This window comes from Streptomyces sp. DT224, from assembly GCF_049844595.1.
Lineage (GTDB): Bacteria > Actinomycetota > Actinomycetes > Streptomycetales > Streptomycetaceae > Streptomyces.
Map to the genome: position 1 here is coordinate 90807 of NZ_JBNCLI010000010.1, position 17124 is coordinate 107930.

General features: G+C 72.8%; 17 protein-coding genes. 2 read left to right on the forward strand and 15 right to left on the reverse strand.

Annotation, left to right across the window (positions count from 1 at the left end):
- Positions 1–48: 48 nt before the first annotated feature.
- The gene (locus ACLQ2N_RS24885) at positions 49–474 is read left to right on the forward strand and encodes an ATP-binding protein (RefSeq protein ID WP_425816575.1); all 426 of its coding nucleotides are present in this window, start codon (positions 49–51) and stop codon (positions 472–474) included.
- Here ACLQ2N_RS24885 and ACLQ2N_RS24890 read toward each other — a convergent pair.
- The 5 genes from ACLQ2N_RS24890 to ACLQ2N_RS24910 form a co-directional block, all read right to left on the reverse strand.
- On the reverse strand, positions 471–1892 hold the full coding sequence (locus ACLQ2N_RS24890; protein ID WP_425816365.1) for an amino acid permease: 1422 nt from the start codon (positions 1890–1892) through the stop codon (positions 471–473). The two genes, ACLQ2N_RS24885 and ACLQ2N_RS24890, sit on opposite strands and share 4 nt — an antisense overlap.
- A gap of 183 nt (positions 1893–2075) precedes the next feature.
- On the reverse strand, positions 2076–3077 hold the full coding sequence (gene argF / locus ACLQ2N_RS24895) for an ornithine carbamoyltransferase (RefSeq protein ID WP_425816366.1): 1002 nt from the start codon (positions 3075–3077) through the stop codon (positions 2076–2078).
- Between the two features lie 110 nt (positions 3078–3187).
- The gene (locus ACLQ2N_RS24900) at positions 3188–4420 is read right to left on the reverse strand and encodes an arginine deiminase (protein ID WP_164402028.1); all 1233 of its coding nucleotides are present in this window, start codon (positions 4418–4420) and stop codon (positions 3188–3190) included.
- A 78-nt stretch (positions 4421–4498) separates the two neighbouring features.
- Positions 4499–7072, reverse strand: a complete 2574-nt coding sequence (locus ACLQ2N_RS24905; RefSeq protein ID WP_425816367.1) for a polynucleotide kinase-phosphatase — start codon at positions 7070–7072, stop codon at positions 4499–4501.
- Complete coding sequence (locus ACLQ2N_RS24910) at positions 7069–8547, reverse strand: 3' terminal RNA ribose 2'-O-methyltransferase Hen1 (RefSeq protein ID WP_425816368.1); 1479 nt, start codon at positions 8545–8547, stop codon at positions 7069–7071. The genes ACLQ2N_RS24905 and ACLQ2N_RS24910 overlap by 4 nt, the downstream gene beginning before the upstream one ends.
- 89 nt (positions 8548–8636) lie before the next feature.
- Here ACLQ2N_RS24910 and ACLQ2N_RS24915 point away from each other — a divergent pair, with 89 nt between their 5' ends.
- Positions 8637–9491 (forward strand): RCC1 domain-containing protein, encoded by an 855-nt coding sequence (locus ACLQ2N_RS24915; RefSeq protein ID WP_425816369.1) that lies wholly within the window; start codon positions 8637–8639, stop codon positions 9489–9491.
- Positions 9492–9548: 57 nt separating this feature from the next.
- Here the strand turns inward: ACLQ2N_RS24915 and mmuM are convergent, their stop codons facing one another.
- From mmuM to ACLQ2N_RS24965, 10 genes are all read right to left on the reverse strand, one after another.
- Positions 9549–10493: a homocysteine S-methyltransferase gene (mmuM, locus tag ACLQ2N_RS24920; protein ID WP_425816370.1), complete on the reverse strand. Its 945-nt coding sequence runs from the start codon at positions 10491–10493 to the stop codon at positions 9549–9551.
- Between the two features lie 13 nt (positions 10494–10506).
- A complete protein-coding gene (locus ACLQ2N_RS24925) occupies positions 10507–11430 on the reverse strand; it encodes an LLM class F420-dependent oxidoreductase (protein WP_425816371.1) in 924 nt (307 codons plus the stop codon).
- 96 nt (positions 11431–11526) lie between these two features.
- The gene (locus ACLQ2N_RS24930; RefSeq protein WP_425816372.1) at positions 11527–12063 is read right to left on the reverse strand and encodes a DUF6099 family protein; all 537 of its coding nucleotides are present in this window, start codon (positions 12061–12063) and stop codon (positions 11527–11529) included.
- A 146-nt stretch (positions 12064–12209) separates the two neighbouring features.
- Positions 12210–12569, reverse strand: a complete 360-nt coding sequence (locus tag ACLQ2N_RS24935; protein ID WP_425816373.1) for a nucleotide pyrophosphohydrolase — start codon at positions 12567–12569, stop codon at positions 12210–12212.
- 9 nt (positions 12570–12578) lie between these two features.
- On the reverse strand, positions 12579–12977 hold the full coding sequence (locus tag ACLQ2N_RS24940; RefSeq protein ID WP_425816374.1) for a cell division protein SepF: 399 nt from the start codon (positions 12975–12977) through the stop codon (positions 12579–12581).
- 104 nt (positions 12978–13081) lie between these two features.
- Positions 13082–14356, reverse strand: a complete 1275-nt coding sequence (locus ACLQ2N_RS24945; protein WP_425816375.1) for a cytochrome P450 — start codon at positions 14354–14356, stop codon at positions 13082–13084.
- Positions 14353–14967, reverse strand: coding sequence for a GTP-binding protein (locus tag ACLQ2N_RS24950; RefSeq protein WP_018105821.1), 615 nt, complete (start codon positions 14965–14967; stop codon positions 14353–14355). Before ACLQ2N_RS24950 ends, ACLQ2N_RS24945 begins: the two co-directional genes overlap by 4 nt.
- The gene (locus ACLQ2N_RS24955) at positions 14945–15298 is read right to left on the reverse strand and encodes a DUF742 domain-containing protein (RefSeq protein ID WP_018105822.1); all 354 of its coding nucleotides are present in this window, start codon (positions 15296–15298) and stop codon (positions 14945–14947) included. Before ACLQ2N_RS24955 ends, ACLQ2N_RS24950 begins: the two co-directional genes overlap by 23 nt.
- Positions 15295–15720 carry a roadblock/LC7 domain-containing protein gene (locus ACLQ2N_RS24960; protein WP_073966247.1) on the reverse strand — a complete coding sequence of 142 codons (426 nt, stop codon included), beginning with the start codon at positions 15718–15720 and terminating at the stop codon, positions 15295–15297. Before ACLQ2N_RS24960 ends, ACLQ2N_RS24955 begins: the two co-directional genes overlap by 4 nt.
- A complete protein-coding gene (locus tag ACLQ2N_RS24965; RefSeq protein ID WP_425816376.1) occupies positions 15717–17069 on the reverse strand; it encodes an ATP-binding protein in 1353 nt (450 codons plus the stop codon). The genes ACLQ2N_RS24960 and ACLQ2N_RS24965 overlap by 4 nt, the downstream gene beginning before the upstream one ends.
- Positions 17070–17124 lie beyond the last annotated feature (55 nt).

The following is a 17124-nucleotide window of genomic DNA, read 5'->3' on the forward strand; positions in this document are numbered from 1 at the left end:
CGGACCGTCTGAGCCCAGGACCCCCACGCTCACGTGAACGGAACCCTCGTGCCCCCCGACGGACCGCCAACCCCCTCCTGGCGCATCTCCCTGCCGCACTCCACGGCCGCCGTGCCGATCGCCCGCGCGCTGATCCGCTCGGTGCTGACGGACATCGACGCCCCCGCCGACAGCGACACCGCCGAACTGCTCACCGCCGAGCTGGTCGCCAACGCGGTGGAGCACACCCCGGGCGACGAGCCCATAGAGCTGGTGGTCGAGCTGCTTCCGGCCGGCTGCCAGGTGGAGGTGCACGACGGGGATCCCGCCCCGCCCGGCGACCTGTCCCGCCCCGGGCCCGATGACGTACCGGACCCGTGGCAGGAGCACGGCCGGGGGCTGCTGCTGATCCGCACGCTCAGCTCGTCCTGCGGTCACCGCCCGGCCGGGCGCGGCAAGGCGGTCTGGTTCCGGCTGCCGCCCGTACAGCCTTAGGAGCCCTGGGCCAGCCTGGAGCGGCGGTGCCCGTAGACCGCGTACACGAGGGCGCCGGCCGCGAGGAACACGGCGAACTGCACCCAGGTCGTCCAGCCGGTGCCGTACATCAGATAAACGCAGAAACCGATCCCGATGAGCGGGCTCAGCGGGTAGAGCGGGACCCGGAAGGAGCCGCGGACCTCGGGGTTGCGGCGGCGCAGCACGAGGACGGCGGCATTGACGGCGACCATGGTGGCGAGTGTGCCGATGGTGGTCAGGTTCACCACCATGTCGAGCGAGGAGAAGGCCGCCGGGACCGCGAAGACGACGGCGACGATCCAGGTGTTGGCGACCGGGGTCGCGGTGCGCGGTGAAACCCGCTCGAAGACCCTCGGGACCAGGCCGTCGCGGGACATCGACATCAGGATGCGGGTCTGCCCGTACATCACCGCGAGGACCACCGAGGCGATGGCCACGACCGCGCCGAAGGCGATGATCCCGCCGCCCACGGACGAGCCGGTGACCTGGTCGACGATGAGCGAGAGCGCGGCGGGCTTGTCGGCGACGGCGTCCGGGCCGAGCGCGCCGATCGCGGCCAGGGCGACCGCGCAGTAGAGCAGCGTGACCAGGCCGATGCAGATCATGATCGCGAGCGGGATGTTGCGCCGGGGGTTCTTGACCTCCTCCCCCGCCGTGGTGATCGCGTCGAAGCCGATGTACGAGAAGAACGCCAGCGACGCGCCCGCCGTGACGCCGCCCGCGCCATGGGTGGCGAACGGGGCGAGGTTGCCGCGCTCGAACGCGGTGAACGCGATCACGCAGAACATGGCCAGGACGACCAGCTTGAGGACGGCCATCGCGGCGGTGGCGGTCGCGCTCTCCCGTACACCGCGCACCAGCAGCGTCGCGGCCATCATGACCACGATCACGGCGGGCAGGTTGATCACGCCGCCGTCCGCCGGTCCGGCGGAGAGCGCGGCGGGCAGCTGGTGGCCGAAGAGGCTGTCGAGCAGTTCGTTGACGTACTGGCTCCAGCCGACCGCGACGGCGGAGACCGAGACGCCGTACTCCAGGAGCAGGCACCAGCCGACGAGGAAGGCGAGGCGTTCGCCGAGCGTGGCGTAGGCGAAGGAGTACGAGCTGCCGGAGACGGGAATGGCGCTGCCCAGCTCGGCGAACGAGAACGCCGTGAAGACGCAGGTGACGGCCGCGAGGACGAAGGAGACCACGACGGCGGGCCCGGCCTCCGCCACGCTGTCGGACAGGCCCACGAAGATGCCGGTCCCGACGACCGCGCCGACTCCGAAGCACACCAGCTGGAACAGGCCCATGGTGCGCTTGAGGCCGTGCCCCTCCAGGTCGGCACCCGATTCGGCGATCAGCCGGTGCGGGTCCTTGACGCGGTGCGGGGGGCCGGGAAGGCGCAGAGGGCTCACGGCGGTGTCTCATTTCCGGTGGTACGCGTGGGGGGAGGCGCGGATCGGGCGGTGGGGGCCGTCGCACGCACGAAAAGGGGGTTCGAGCGTGCGAGCTCGAACCCCACCAATCGGCACCATCATAGACACCTGTCCGCATATTCACCCAATTGGATGCATGACCATGCGGACGCCGGACAGGCCCTAATCCGCCATCGTCGCCACGAGCACGGCCTTGATCGTGTGCATGCGGTTCTCCGCCTCGTCGAAGACCACGGAGTGCTCGGACTCGAAGACCTCGTCGGTGACCTCCAGCTCACTCAGCCCGTGCCGCTCGTGGATCTCGCGCGCCACCCCGGTGCCGAGGTCGTGGTACGCGGGCAGGCAGTGCATGAACTTCACCCCGGCGTTCCCGGTGGCCCGCAGGACGTCCATCGTGACGGCGTACGGCACGAGGGCGGCGATGCGGGCGTCCCAGACCTCCTTGGGCTCGCCCATCGAGACCCAGACGTCGGTGGCGACGAAGTCCGCGCCGCGCACCCCCTCGGCCACGTCCTCGGTGAGCGTGACCCGTGCGCCGGACTTCTCGGCGAGCGCGCGGGCCTCGGCGACGACCGTCTCGGCCGGCCAGTACGCCTTGGGCGCGACGATGCGCACGTCCATGCCGAGCAGGGCGCCGGTGACGAGGTAGGAGTTGCCCATGTTGAAGCGGGCGTCACCGAGGTAGGCGAAGGCGATCTCCTCCAGCGGCTTCTCGCTGTGCTCGGTCATCGTCAGCACGTCGGCGAGCATCTGGGTCGGGTGCCAGTCGTCGGTCAGCCCGTTGAAGACCGGCACTCCGGCGTACGCCGCCAGTTCCTCGACGGCCGCCTGGCTGTCGCCCCGGTACTCGATCCCGTCGAACATCCGGCCGAGGACGCGCGCGGTGTCCTTGACCGACTCCTTGTGCCCCATCTGGGAGCCGGAGGGGTCGAGGTAGGTGGTCGAGGCGCCCTGATCGGCGGCGGCGACCTCGAACGCGCACCGGGTGCGGGTCGACGTCTTCTCGAAGATCAGCGCGATGTTCCGGCCGCGCAGCCGCTGCGTCTCCGTGCCCGACTTCTTGGCGGCCTTGAGCTCGGCGGCCAGCTCGATCAGACCGCGGAACTCCGCGGCCGTGAAGTCCAGCTCCTTGAGGAAGTGGCGGCCTGCGAGGTCTATGGCCATGGTGACTGCTCCTGGGTCGGGCGAGGGGACGCATACCGTAACGCTGGAACCCTATACGACGCAATGCATCGCTATACAGTCCCGTCGTGCGGTACGGGCCCCGCCGCCCGTCAGACCGCGTCCCGTACGACCGGGCAGCTCATGCAGCGCGGACCGCCCCGGCCCCGGCCCAGCTCGCTGCCCCGGATCTCGATGACCTCGATGCCCTGCCGGCGCAGATGCGTGTTGGTGGTGGCGTTGCGCTCGTACGCGACGACGACCCCGGGTTCGACGGCCAGCACGTTGCAGCCGTCGTCCCACTGCTCCCGCTCGGCCGCGTGCACGTCCTGCGTCGCGGTGAGCACCCGGATCGAGCCGAGACCGAGCGCCCGGGCGATGGCGGTGTGCATCTGCTCGGGCGGGTGGTCGGTGACCTTGAGGTCGCGCGGCCCGTCGCCGGGCTCGATCGTGTACGAGCGGAGCATGCCGAGGCCCGCGTACTTGGTGAAGGTGTCCCCGTCGACCATCGTCATCACGGTGTCCAGGTGCATGAAGGCCCGGCTCTTCGGCATGTCCAGCGCCACGATGGTCCGGGCCGAGCCGGCGTCGAAGAGCCCCCGGGCCAGCATCTCCACGGCCTGCGGGGTGGTGCGCTCGCTCATCCCGATGAGCACGGCGCCGTTGCCGATGACGAGGACGTCACCGCCCTCGATGGTGGAGGGGTAGTCGTCCTGCCCCTCGGACCAGTGGTGGAAGGCGCCCGCCTCCGGCCCGGTGAACAGCGGGTGGTGACGGTAGATCGCCTCGAAGTGGACCGTCTCGCGCTGCCGGGCGGGCCAGCGCATGGCGTTGATCGAGACGCCGTCGTAGATCCACGCCGAGGTGTCCCGGGTGAACAGGTGGTTGGGGAGCGGCCCGAGCAGGAAGTCGTCCAGGTCCATGACGTGGAAGCGCACCGAGACCGGCTCCTCGTGCCGTTCCAGGAACTCCCGCTTGGTCATCCCGCCGACCAACGCCTCGCACAGCTCGGCCGCGGTCAACTCCTCGAAGGCGGCCCGCAGGTGCTCGGTGGCGAGCGGGCCGTACTCCTTCTCGGCGAAGACCCGGTCCAGCACGAGGCGCCGGGCGACCGGGATCTCCAGCGCCTCGCGCAGCAGGTCGCCGAAGAGGTGCACCTCGACGCCCCGGTCGCGCAGCACGTCCGCGAACCCGTCGTGCTCCTGCCGGGCCCGGCGCACCCAGAGCACGTCGTCGAAGAGCAGCGCGTCCTTGTTGCTCGGCGTGAGCCGTTTCAGTTCCAGATCGGGGCGGTGCAGGATGACGCGGCGCAGCCGCCCGGCCTCGGAGTCGACATGGAATCCCATGCCCACATCCTCACCGCGCGGCGCGCCGTTCACCCGGCGAATCGCCAGCCTGTTTGGCCGGCCCGGCCCGACGCGTTGTCAGAGCCGGGGGTCCACCGGCTCCGACTCCAGCGCCAGGACGGCGAACACCGCTTCGTGGACCCGCCACAGCGGCTCCCCGTCCGCGAGCCGGTCCAGGGCCTCCAGGCCGAGGGCGTACTCGCGCAGGGCCAGCGAGCGCTTGTGGCCGAGGAAGCGGCCGCGCAGCCGGTCCAGATTGTCCGGGCGGGTGTACTCGGGACCGTAGATGATCCGCAGGTACTCCCGGCCGCGCACCTTGATCCCGGGCTGCACCAGGCGTCCCTTGCCGTCCCGGACGAGCGCGCCGAGCGGCTTGACGACCATGCCCTCGCCGCCCCGGCCGGTCATCTCCAGCCACCAGTCGGTGCCCGCCCGGACCGACGCCTCGTCGGCGGTGTCCACGACGAGCCGCCGGGTGACCTGGAGCAGCCCGGTGGGGTCGTGCTCCACCAGCCGGTCCAGCCAGGCCAGCTGCTCGTCGTGCGGTACGGAGGCGAGGGAGCGGCCCTGTACGGCGAGGATCTGGAACGGTGCGAGGCGCACCCCGTCCAGCCCCTCGGTGCCCCAGCAGTAGCGGCGGTACGCCCGCGTGAACGCGGCGGCGTCCTCGGCCCGCTCCCGCTGCCGGTCCGCGAGCGCGCCCAGGTCGACGCCGCGCGCGGCGGCTGCCGCGAGGGCCCCGGTGGCGGCGGGGAACACGGCGCCGGAGGCGGCGCCCACGGCCGCGTACTGCGAGCGGAGCAGGCCGCGCGCCTTCAGGGACCAGGGCATCAGCTCGGCGTCGAGCAGCACCCAGTCGGTGCCCCACTCGTCCCACAGCCCGGCCGCGGTCACGGCCGCGCGCAGCCGCCCGAGCACCGCCTCGGTGAGCGCGGAGTCGTCCAGGAACGGGCGGCCGGTGCGGGTGTACAGCGCGCCGGTGGGCCCGCCGTCGCCGGTGTCCGCGGTCCCGAAGCGCTCCCGGGCCGCGACGGCGTCCTTGCAGACCAGGGCCACGGCGCGGGAGCCCATGTGCTTCTCCTCGCACACGACCTTCGCCACGCCGGCCGCCCGGTACTCGCCGAACGCCTCGGCCGGGTGCTCCAGGTAGCCCTCCTCCCGCGAGGTGGCGGTGGGCGCCATGGTCGGCGGCAGGTAGGGCAGCAGCCGGGGGTCGACCGCGAACCGGCTCATGACCTCCAGGGCGGCGGCCGCGTTCTCCTCGCGGACGGCGAGGCGGCCCATGTGCCGGGTCTCCACGATCCGGCGGCCCTGCACGTCGTCCAGGTCCAGCGGCCGGCCCTCCCGGCCCCCGGGCGCCTCCGTCTCCAGCGGTTTCACCGGCTCGTACCAGACCTGCTCCGCCGGTACGTCGACGAGCTCGCGCTCCGGCCAGCGCAGCGCGGTCATCTTCCCGCCGAAGACGGCACCGGTGTCCAGGCAGATGGTGTTGTTGATCCACGAGGTGGTGGGCACGGGCGTGTGGCCGTAGACCACGGCGGCGCTGCCCCGGTAGTCCTCCGCCCACGGGTAGCGCACGGGCAGCCCGAACTCGTCGGTCTCGCCGGTGGTCTCCCCGTACAGCGCGTGCGAGCGGACCCGGCCGGAGGTGCGGCCGTGGTACTTCTCGGGCAGCCCGGCGTGGCAGACGACGAGCCGGCCGCCGTCCAGCACGTAGTGGCTGACGAGCCCGTCGATGAACGCGCCGACCTGCTTGCGGAAGTCGGGGTCCTTCGCGTCCTCCCGTTCCAGCTGCTCGACGGTCTCGGCGAGGCCGTGGGTCAGCTGTACCTTGCGGCCCTTGAGGTAGCGGCCGAGCTTGTTCTCGTGGTTGCCGGGGACGCACAGCGCGTTCCCGTCGGCGACCATCGACATCACGCGGCGCAGGACGCCGGGGCTGTCGGGGCCGCGGTCGACGAGGTCGCCGACGAAGACCGCGGTGCGGCCCTCGGGGTGGGCGCCGTCCACGTACCCCAGCTTGCCGAGGAGGGTGTCCAGCTCGGAGCGGCAGCCGTGGATGTCGCCGATGATGTCGAACGGCCCGGTGAGGTGGCGCAGGTCGTTGTAGCGGCGCTCCAGGACCACTTCGGCCTGCTCGGCCTCCTCCTCGGAGCGCAGGATGTGCACCTTGCGGAAGCCCTCGCGCTCCAGGCCGCGCAGGGAGCGGCGCAGCTCGCGGCGGTGGCGCTGGATGACGTGGCGGGGCATGTCGGCGCGGTCCGGGCGGGCCGCGTTGCGGGCGAGGCAGACCTCTTCGGGCAGGTCGAGCACGATGGCGATGGGCAGCACGTCGTACTCCCGGGCCACGCGCACGAGCTGGCGCCGGGCCTCCGGCTGCACGTTCGTGGCGTCCACGACGGTCAGCCGGCCGGCGGCGAGGCGCTTGCCCGCGATGTAGTGCAGGACGTCGAAGGCGTCCTTGCTGGCGCTCTGGTCGTTCTCGTCGTCGGCGACGAGGCCACGGCAGAAGTCCGAGGAGATGACCTCGGTCGGCTTGAAGTGCCGCCGGGCGAAGGTGGACTTGCCGGACCCGCTGGCCCCGACGAGCACGACGAGGGAGAGGTCGGTGACGGGGAGGGTGCGCGGGGCGCGCCCGGTTTCGTTGGTGGTCATGCGGCTTTCGCCTCCTTCTGGGTCTCGTCGGTGGTGGTGCCGGTGCTGAACACAGCCATCTGGGTGGGCGGGCCGACCTCGGGGTCGTCCGGGCCGATGGGCACGTACTCCACGCCGTACCCGTGCCGTGCGGCCACCGCCTCGGCCCAGGACCGGAATTCGGCCCGGGTCCACTCGAAGCGGTGGTCGCCGTGGCGGGTGTGGCCGGCCGGAAGGGTCTCCCAGCGGACGTTGTACTCGACGTTGGGCGTCGTCACGAGGACCGTGCGGGGACGGGCGGAGCCGAACACGGCGAACTCCAGGGCGGGCAGCCGCTCCGGGTCCAGGTGCTCGATGACCTCGCTGAGCACCGCGGCGTCGTATCCCTTGAGCCGCTTGTCCGTGTAGGTCAGGGAGCCCTGGCGCAGCGTCACGCGGGCCGCCTGCCGCTCCCCCATCCGGTCCAGCTTCAGCCGGCGCGAGGCGATCGTCAGGGCGCGCATGGACACGTCGAGGCCGACGATCTCCGTGAAGCGCGGGTCCTTCAGCAGCGCCTGCACCAACTGCCCCTGTCCGCAGCCCAGGTCGAGCACGCGGCCGGCTCCGGCGGCGGTGAGCGCGGCGAGGATCGCGTCGCGGCGGTGCACGGCCAGCGGCACCGGCCGCTCCTCGGTGTCGGAGCCCTCGTCCACGGCGTTGTCGACGCTCTCGACGTCGAGGTCGTCCGCCTCCGCGAGCCGCACCAGTTCCAGCCGCTCCATCGCCTGCCGGGTGAGCCCCCAGCGCCGCGCCAGGTACCGGCTGGTGATGAGCTTGTGCTCGGGGTGCTCCGCGAGCCACCCCTCACCCGCGCGCAGCAGCTTGTCCACCTCGTCGGGCGCCACCCAGTAGTGCTTGGCGTCGTCGAGGACCGGCAGCAGCACGTACAGCTGGCGCAGCGCGTCGGCGAGCCGCAGCTCGCCTTCGAGGACGAGCCGTACGTACCGCGAGTCGCCCCACTCCGGGAACGTCTCGTCCAGCGGTACGGGCTCCGCCTCCACCCGCGTCCATCCGAGCGGACCGAAGAGCTTGCGCACCAGCTCGGCACCACCACGGGCCGGCAGGGCGGGCACTTCGATCCGCAGCTCCATGGGGGCCGCCGCCCGCTCGGGCATCGCCTTGCAGGCACCGCTCAGCGCGGACTTGAAGACGGTGCTCATCGCGACGGACAGCAGCGAGGATGCCGCGTAGGGGCGGTCGTTGACGTACTGCGCGAGCGCCGCGTCGGGCGCCCCGCCCCGGCCCTTGCCCTTCCCCTTGCGCACCAGCGCGATGGGATCGACCTCCAGCAGCAGGGCAGCCGTGCAGCGCTCCGCGGAAGCCTCGGGATAGAAGACGTGCGCGGTGCCATGGGAGGTGGAGAACGCCTGCGCCCGCTCGGGATGCTTGTGCAGCAGAAACCCGAGGTCGGTGGCGGGACGTTCCGGGGAGCCGGTAGTACTGATCGTCAGGAACACACGTGTGAGTATGATCCGCCCGCTCACCTCCCACCAGGCAATTTCCGTGTCCCGCCACACGTGCTCCCACCGAGCTTCCAGGAGGCGCCATGCTCATCCGCCCGTCGGTGCTGGCCGCCGCGCGGCGTCACTCGGTCGGCCTGCGCCGGGACGGCACCGTGCGCGCGGCGGGCGGCACGCTCACGACCGCCGAGTGCCGGGTCGGCCTGTGGGACCGGGTTGTCTCGGTCGCGGCGGGCAACGTCCACACCGCGAGGAACACGGGCAGGTCCCATACGGTGGGCCTCCGTTCGGACGGCACGGTGCTGGCGACGGGGTGGAACGGCGACGGGCAGTGCGACGTCTCCGGCTGGCGAGGCGTCACGGCCGTGGCCGCGGGCTGGCGCCGCACGCTCGGGCTGCTCGGGAACGGCCGCGTGCTGGCGGCGGGCCGGTGCGCGGAAGGGCAGTGCGAGGTGGGGCCGTGGCGCGAGGTGGTCGCCCTCTCGTGCGGTGACTGGCACTCGGTCGGCGTCCGGGCCGACGGTTCCGCGGTGGCCACGGGGAACAACCGGCGCGGGCAGTGCGCCGTGGCGGAATGGCGCGGCCTGGCTGCCGTCTCGGCCGGGTATCTCCACACCGTCGGCCTCGGAGCCGACGGACGCGCCCTGGCCACCGGCGACCGGGCGAACGGCGCGTGCGAGGTGGGTGCGTGGGCGGACGTGGTGGGGCTGGACGCGGGCAGCTGCCACACCGTCGGTGTCACCTCCTCCGGACGGGTCCTCGCGGTGGGCGACAACAGCCGCGGACAGTGCGAGGTCGGCGGCTGGCGCGACATCGTCGCCGTGGCGGCGGGCTCGACGCACACGCTCGGCCTGCGGACCGACGGCACGGTCGTCAGCACGGGGAACAACGCGGACGGGCAGTGCGAGGTCGCCACCTGGTCCGGCATCCGCCTGCGGTGACCCCGCGGGCCACGCCCCCCGACGCCGACCGGCACCCCCGCGCGGGCCCACGCGGCGTCACCCCGCCCCGGCTCCCCCCTCGGGGCCCCCGGACGCACCGCGCCGCGCGGCCGCCAGCCTCGCGATCGCCTCCGGGCCCACCCGGCAGCAGCCGCCGATGAGCCGTGCGCCCGCCTGCTGCCAGGACGCCGCCCGCCCCGGGGTGAACGTGGCCGTCCCGGTCCAGGCACCGTCCCCCGCATCCCAGCGCTCGCCGCTGTTCGGGTAGACCACGGCCGGCTTGCCGGTCGCCCGGACCGCCACCCTCGCGGCGGCCTCCGCGTCGGCCGGGTCGCAGCAGTTGACGCCGACCGCGATCACCTCGTCGTGCGCCCGGGCCAGGGCGAACGCCTCGTCCAGCGGCTGGCCGGCCCGGGTCCGGCCGCCGTCCACGGTGTAGGAGAGCCACACCGGCAGCCCGCACTCTCCGGCCACCCGCAGCAGCGCCCGCGCCTCGTCCAGGTCCGGCACCGTCTCCAGGGCCAGCGCGTCCGGCCCGGCGGCGGCCAGCGCCTCGATCCGGGGGCGGTGGAAGCGTTCCAGCTCCCGGACGGTGAGCCCGTAGCGGCCCCGGTACTCCGCGCCGTCCGCCGTCACCGCCCCGTACGGGCCTACCGAGGCCGCCACCCAGACGTCCCGGTCGACCGTGGCGGCCGCCCGGCGGGCCAGCTCCACGCTGCGGGCGAAGAGCCCGGCCGCCTCCTCCCGCCCGATTCCGCGCCGCTCGAAACCCTCGTAGCTCGCCTGGTAGCTGGCCGTGATGAGCACCTGGGCCCCCGCCCGCACGTACGCCGTGTGGGCGGCCTCGATCTGCCCGGGTCCGTCGGCGAGCAGCCGGGCGGACCACAGGGCGTCGGACAGATCGCAGCCCTGCGCCTCCAACTGGTTGGAGAGCCCGCCGTCGAGGACGAGCGTGCCTTCGGCCAGCGCGGCGGCCAGAGGGCGGCCGGGCCCGGGTGTCATCGCGACCCCGCTCTCAGCCCAGCTGGGACTGGACCTGGGAGGAGATCAGTTCCAGGTGGTCCAGGTCGTCCAGGTCGAGCACCTGGAGGTAGATCCGCGACGCCCCGATCGCCGCGAACCGCCCGATCTTGTCGACCACCTCGGCGGGCGACCCCGCGAGCCCGTTCGCCTTCAGCTCCACCACGTCGCGGCCGATGGCTTCGGCCCGGCGCGCGACCTCCGCGTCGTCCCGGCCGACGCAGACGACCAGCGCGTTGGAGTACACCAGGTCGTCCGGCTTGCGGCCCGCCGCCTCGGCCGCCTCCCGGACCCGGCCGAACTGCTTCTCGCTGTCCTCCAGCGAGGCGAACGGGATGTTGAACTCGTCGGCGTACTGGGCGGCGAGACGCGGGGTGCGCTTGGCACCGTGTCCGCCGATGAGCACCGGCACCTTGGCCTGCGTCGGCTTGGGCAGCGCGGGCGAGTCCGTCAGCTGGTAGTACGTGCCGTCAAAGCTGAACGTCTTGCCGACCTCGGTCGCCCACAGCCCGGTGACGATGGCGAGCTGCTCCTCCAGGCGGCCGAACTTCTCCTTCGGGAAGGGGATGCCGTACGCCTTGTGCTCCTCCTCGAACCAGCCCGCTCCCAGGCCCAGTTCGACCCGGCCGCCGGACATCTGGTCGACCTGCGCGACCTGGATGGCGAGGACGCCGGGGAGCCGGAAGGTGCCCGCGGTCATCAGCGTGCCGAGGCGGATGCGCTTGGTCTCTCGGGCCAGCCCGGCCAGCGTGATCCAGGCGTCCGTGGGGCCGGGCAGGCCGTCGCCCTGCCCCATGCGCAGATAGTGGTCGGACCGGTAGAAGGCGTCGAAGCCGAGGTCCTCGGTGGCCTTGGCGACGGTGAGCAGGGTGTCGTAGCTCGCCCCCTGCTGGGGCTCGGTGAAAATGCGAAGATCCATGCCTCCATCCTGCACCCGCGCGCGCCGCCCGCCCTTCTCCGGGGCACCGTCCGCGTGGAGTCGCGGCCGCGGAGGGCGTAGCGGAGGGCGGTGCGCTCACTGGATACCGGTCACCGGGCCCACCGGGCCGTGCAGGACCCCGTGCGGGCCGTCCCGCTCCCGGCCGCGCTCCAGTTCCTCCCGCCGCTCGCGCTCCCGCTCGTCGAGGAGACGGAGCATGGAGCGGACCCGGTCCGTGGACTCGTCGGCGGCGTCGATCGCCTCCATGCACTGCCAGTACAGGCCCTGCTCATCGGTCGCGCACGCCACTCCGACCAGGGCTATACCGACCTCACCGAGCAGCGCGGCCAGGCCCGTCAGGGCCGCGCGGGGATCGGCGACCTCCGTCAGCCGCGCCGCGCGGGCCACCCCGGCGCGGGCCGCCGGGTGGTCGAGCGCGCCGCCGGTCCTGCCCCCGATCTCGCTGAGGGCGCCCGCCTCGGCCCGCAGTTCCCTGGGACCGCCGGCCGCCAGCCGACTGCCGACCGCCTGGGCCAGGGCCTGCGCCTGCCACGCCTCGGCGATGATGTCCGGTGTGCCCCGGCTCTGTGCCAGCGCCTGCCTGATGACCGCTACCAGCCGTTCCGCTTCCATCGACTGCCCCCGTTCGACGCGAAAACCCACTCTTCGCCGCGGAAAACCCGCTCACCACGTTCATTACCCACAGTGAGGGCCACCGCACCGGAACGCCAGAGGATTTCGGAAATCTGTGGACACTCAATCGAATGTGTACAAGTCGATCACTCCGAAGAGTGACGATCTTGACTGGCGGTCGATTCCGGGACCGGAAAGCGCGACTCGTTCCGTTCGATCTTGGCCGCGAGTGCCGACAAGGCGTCGATGCCCAGCGCCTCGCAGAACTGGAGGAGATACGCGAGCACGTCCGCGACCTCGTCCGCCACGCGGGGCGCGGTCGCCGGATCCTCCATGACCCGCGCCGACTGCTCGGGCGTCAGCCACTGGAAGATCTCGACCAGTTCGGCGGCCTCCACGCTCAGCGCCGATGCCAGGTTCTTCGGGGTGTGGTACTGCCCCCAGTCGCGCGCGTCCGCGAAGGCGGCGAGCCGCCGCTGGAGGGTCCGTACGTCGAGTTCGGTCACGTGCTCGTCCTACGCCCCCGGCACCCCGGCCGCCGTGACGCCCTCGACCTCCATGCCGGCGGGCGACAGCAGGAAGACGTTGCGGTCCACCCGGTGCATGCCGCTGCCGAGCCCGAAGACGACACCGCTGGCGAAGTCCAGGATGCGCTTGGCCACGTCGCCCTCCGCGCTGGTCAGGTCGAGCAGCACCGGCACCTGGGCGACCAGGTATTCCGCGACCTCGCGGGCGTCCGCGAACACCTGGACCCGCAGGACGACCATGCGCCGCTGCTCGGCCGGCTCCGGCTCGTCCCGGACGGCGCGGTGGTCCACCCGGGAGGGCCACTCGTTGCGGCTGCGCAGCGGTACGACCTGGGCCAGCCCTTCCCACTGCTCGTCCGTGACGTCGTACCTGTCGTACCTGCTCACCGGACCACCCCGTCCGCACATCGGTCGGCGTTGTGCCGGCTGCGCTCACTGTTCATCGGGCGATTGTCCCCTCCCTCACCCGTTCGGCCTACGAGCGACACGGCTCAGGCCTCGATTGCCGCCGCCGGAATCACGTCCGACGGGTCAGCGACCGTGATGGCGCCGCTCGGAGCGGCGGTGGTGTCCAGCGGGGTGAAGCGGATCGGGAGATGGGCCAGCGCGCGGTGGAACGGGCCGGGACGCCAGAGCAGTTCGTCCGGTGCCACGGCCAGCTCCGCGTCGCACAGGAGGCTGGTGAGCTGTTCGATGGCGGTCATCGCGATGAGCAGGGCCGGCTGCTTGGCGGGGCAGCGGTGGGGCCCTGCCGACCAGGCGAGATGGGCGCTGGCCCCGGACCGGACGCCGTCGTCGGATACGGGCGGCGGGGACTGGGAGTTGGCGGCGGCGTAGGAGACCAGGACGAGCTGTCCGGCGCGCAGCCGTACGCCGTGGAACTCCGTGTCGTGGCGCGGGTAGTGGGCCGCCAGGTTGGCGATCGGCGGGTCGCGCCACAGCACCTCGTTGATCGCCTCGTGGGCGGTCATCGCGCCACCGTGCAGGGAGCCCGCGTAGCGTTCGTCGGTCAGCATGTGGAGCGTGGCGTTGCCGATGAGGTTGGTCATCGGGTCGTTGCCGGCGCTCATCACCAGGGTGATCTGCCGTACCGTCTCGTCGTTGTCGAGCCCCGCCGGGTGGGCGAGGAAGTACGAGGTCAGGTCGCGGCGCGGCCGGGCGCGCCGGTCGGCGACGAGGCGGGTGACGACGTCGACCAGGTCGGCGTACGCGGCGGCGGCGTCGGCGGCCGAGTTCATCATCCCGGCGACCCCGTCCACGATCCGTTCGCCGTCCTTGGGGTCGGCGCCGAACCAGGTGACGAAGATGTGCATGGGGAGCCGGCGGGCGTACTGGGCGATGACGTCGCCGCTGCCGGTCGCGGCGAACCGGCCGATGAGCTGGCGGGCGACGCGGGCGACCTCGGCGCGCAGGACGTGCGGTTCGATGAGCGCGAGGCTGTCGTTGATGGCCTCGCGGTAGCGGGCGTGCACCGCGCCGTCGCTGAACAGGGCGGTGGGGCGGTGGCCGAGCACGGGCAGCACGGGCGAGTCCGGCGGGACGGTCGCCTGCCAGGCGCGCGGGTCCTTGCTGAAGGTGTGGGTGTCGCGGAGCAGGTCGATGGCGGCCTGGTAGTCCGTGACGAGCAGCGCCTCGACGTCGGGGGCGATCCGCACCGGCGCGAGCGGCCCGTGCTCGCGCAGGGCGCGGTAGTGGCCCTGCGGGTCGGCCGCGAAGGCCGGGCCGAACAGCGCGAGGGGCTGCGGCGGTGATGCGTACGTGGTCATGAGGCGTCCTCGGGCTGCGGCATGCGGGTCAGCACGTGTTCGGCGAGTGCGATCAGGGCGTCGATGCTGCCGCGCCGCTCACGCGCGTCGCACTGGACGAGCGGAGTGGTGTCGTCCAGGTCCAGGTGCTTGCGCAGGACCTCGTCGCTGTGTGCGGGGGCGTCGGGGAAACGGTTCACCGCGACGGCGTACGGCAGTCCCTGCTCCTCGACCATGTCCATCACGGCGAAGGAGTCGGCGAGCCGCCGGGTGTCGACGAGGACGAGTGCGCCGAGGGCGCCGCGGGCGATGTCCTCCCACAGCGGCAGGAACCGTTCCTGGCCGGGTGTGCCGAACATGTAGAGCACGAGGTCGTCGGGGACGGTGAGGCGGCCGAAGTCGATGGCGACCGTGGTGGTGGTCTTGTCGGGGAGTCCGGCGGTGGAGTCGACGCGGGTGCTGGACTGGGTCATCGCCTCCTCGGTGTGGAGGGTGGCGATCTCCGAGAGGGTGCGGATGAGGGTGGTCTTGCCCACGCCGAAGGGACCCGTGACGACGAGTTTCATCAGGGTCCTGGCGGCGGCCGGCAGATAGCCGACGCCGGTCCGGTCAGGGGAGGGAGCGGAGTCCATCGAGCAGCCTCTCGACAAGCGACCTGTCGATCTGCCCGGCACTGGGTATCGGCGGTCGGGTGAGCAGTAGTCCGGTGGCCGCGAGGTCCGTGGCCAGGAAGACGGTGGCACTGACCGGCAGGTCCAGGTGGGCCGCGCACTCGACGACGGTGAGGGCACCCGGTTCCAGCAGGTCGCAGAGTCTGCGGGCCTGGGTTCCGGCGTCGTCGGGCACGGGCGCGTCGGTGCGTACGAGTACGGCGAGCCGGTCGAGGGCGGGGCCGGCGGGGCGGGACCGGCCGCCGGTGACCAGATAGGCGGGAATCAGGCGGCGTGCTGGGCCGGGGGTCATGGCCGGGCGGCGGTGTCCGGTTGGCGGGCGGGTGCGTGCATCGCCCGGGTGAGCGCGGTGACCTGGACCTGCATCTGGTAGGCGATGTCGCCGAGTTTGGCGCCGGGTTCGGCGAACAGGGCGAGGGTGGTGTTGCGGCCGGCCGGTACGACGATGGCGAAGCCCAGGTCCGATTCCACGACGGTCTGGGCCAGTTGCGGGGCCTCGGCGTCGGTGAAGGCGGTCGTGAAGGCGCGGGCGGCGGCGTGCAGGGTGGCCGTCATCGCGGCGACCCGTTCGCCGGAGGCCCGGTCGAGTCCGGGGGACGCGCCTTCGACCAGGCCGTCGCCGGTGGCGACGACGGCGTGCTGGACTCCGGGCAGCTCAAGCAGCGGGGTCAGCACCCATGCGAGGTCGCCTGAGGTGGGGCTGGGGGCGCTCACTTCTCGTCGTCTCCTTGGTCGTCCTGGTGGTCGGGGGCGCCGGTGTCCGGTGCGGGCGGCCGCCCGGTGACGCTCCTGCCGTTGAGGGTGCCCTGCTGGAGGGCCGCCCAGGAAGCCCCTGCCGCCTCCGGTGTACGGGACATCCGGTCGGCGGACGGCTCGGCGGCCCGGGCGGCGGTGGCCTCGGCGGGGGTGCGGCGCGGTGTCCGCCGGCGCCGGCTGGGCAGTCCGGAGGGCTCGGCGGCGTCCGGCGCGGGGGTGTCCGGTGCGGTCGGGGCGGGCTGGGCCGGGGCGGCGGCCGCCACGGGGGCGGGGGCGAGGGCGGAGAGGTTCCGGTCCTCGTCCAGCACGGTGAGCAGGTGGGCCGGGACGCGCAGGATGGTCCGCATGCCGCCGAACGGGGACGCCTCGATGTGGCACTCGAAGCCGTACTGCACGACGAGCCGGCCGACGACCGCGAAGCCGGTCTGCGGCGGGTCGCCCAGCTCGGTGAGCAGGACTTCGGCGGGTCCGGCGAGCAGGGCGCGGGCCCGTTCGAGGGCGTCCTCGTCCATGCCGATGCCGGCGTCGTCCACGACGAGGAACGCACCCCGGCCGCCGCTCTGCTGGACGGTGACCTGGACGTCGGTGTCGGGGTGCGAGTACGCGGTGGCGTTGGCGAGGAGTTCGGCCAGGGCGATGGCGAGGGGTTCGGCGGCGCGGGCGGCGAGCGCGAGGCGTTCGTCGCGCAGGTGGTTGGAGACCTTGATCCGCTCGTAGCCGGCGACGCGGGACTGGGCGCCGAGGACGATCTCGACCAGCGGGGAGCTCTGGCGGGCGAGGCCGGGCCAGGCGTCGCACAGGACGGCGGTGGACTGGGTGCGGCGCAGCGCGAGTTCGTTGCGGAAGTCGAGCTGGAGGATGCGCGGGTCGTCGTACTCGTGCTGGAGCTCGTGCAGCAGCTGCTGGGACTGGTTCAGCAGCGACTGGATCTTGGCGGAGGTGCCGCGCATCGCGGCGCGGGCCGCGGCGTCGACGCGTCCGCGCTCTTCGAGGACGGCGGTCCGCGCGGCCTGGACGGCCTCGGTGAGCAGGAGGGCGGCGCCGCCGTCGACCTCGGCCGCCTCGCGCAGTCCGGGGACGGTGGCGCTGGGGTGGGAGAGGGCGAGGGCGGCGGCGGGTATGCGCCGGCGCGCGAGCTGCCGGATCTCGTCCAGGAGGGCGGCGGTGCGGGCCTCGGCGGCCTTGGCCTGACGTTCGGCGAGTTCGGCGCGGGTGACGGCCTGCTGCTCGGAGAGGCCGGTCCGGTAGGCGCGCGTGAAGCCCACCGCTGCCGCGACGACGGCGATCAGTGCGACGATCCATGCCATGCCGTTACCGCGTTTCTCTCGTCGGATCGGTTCGCCGTCGCGCGCGCGGCAGAAC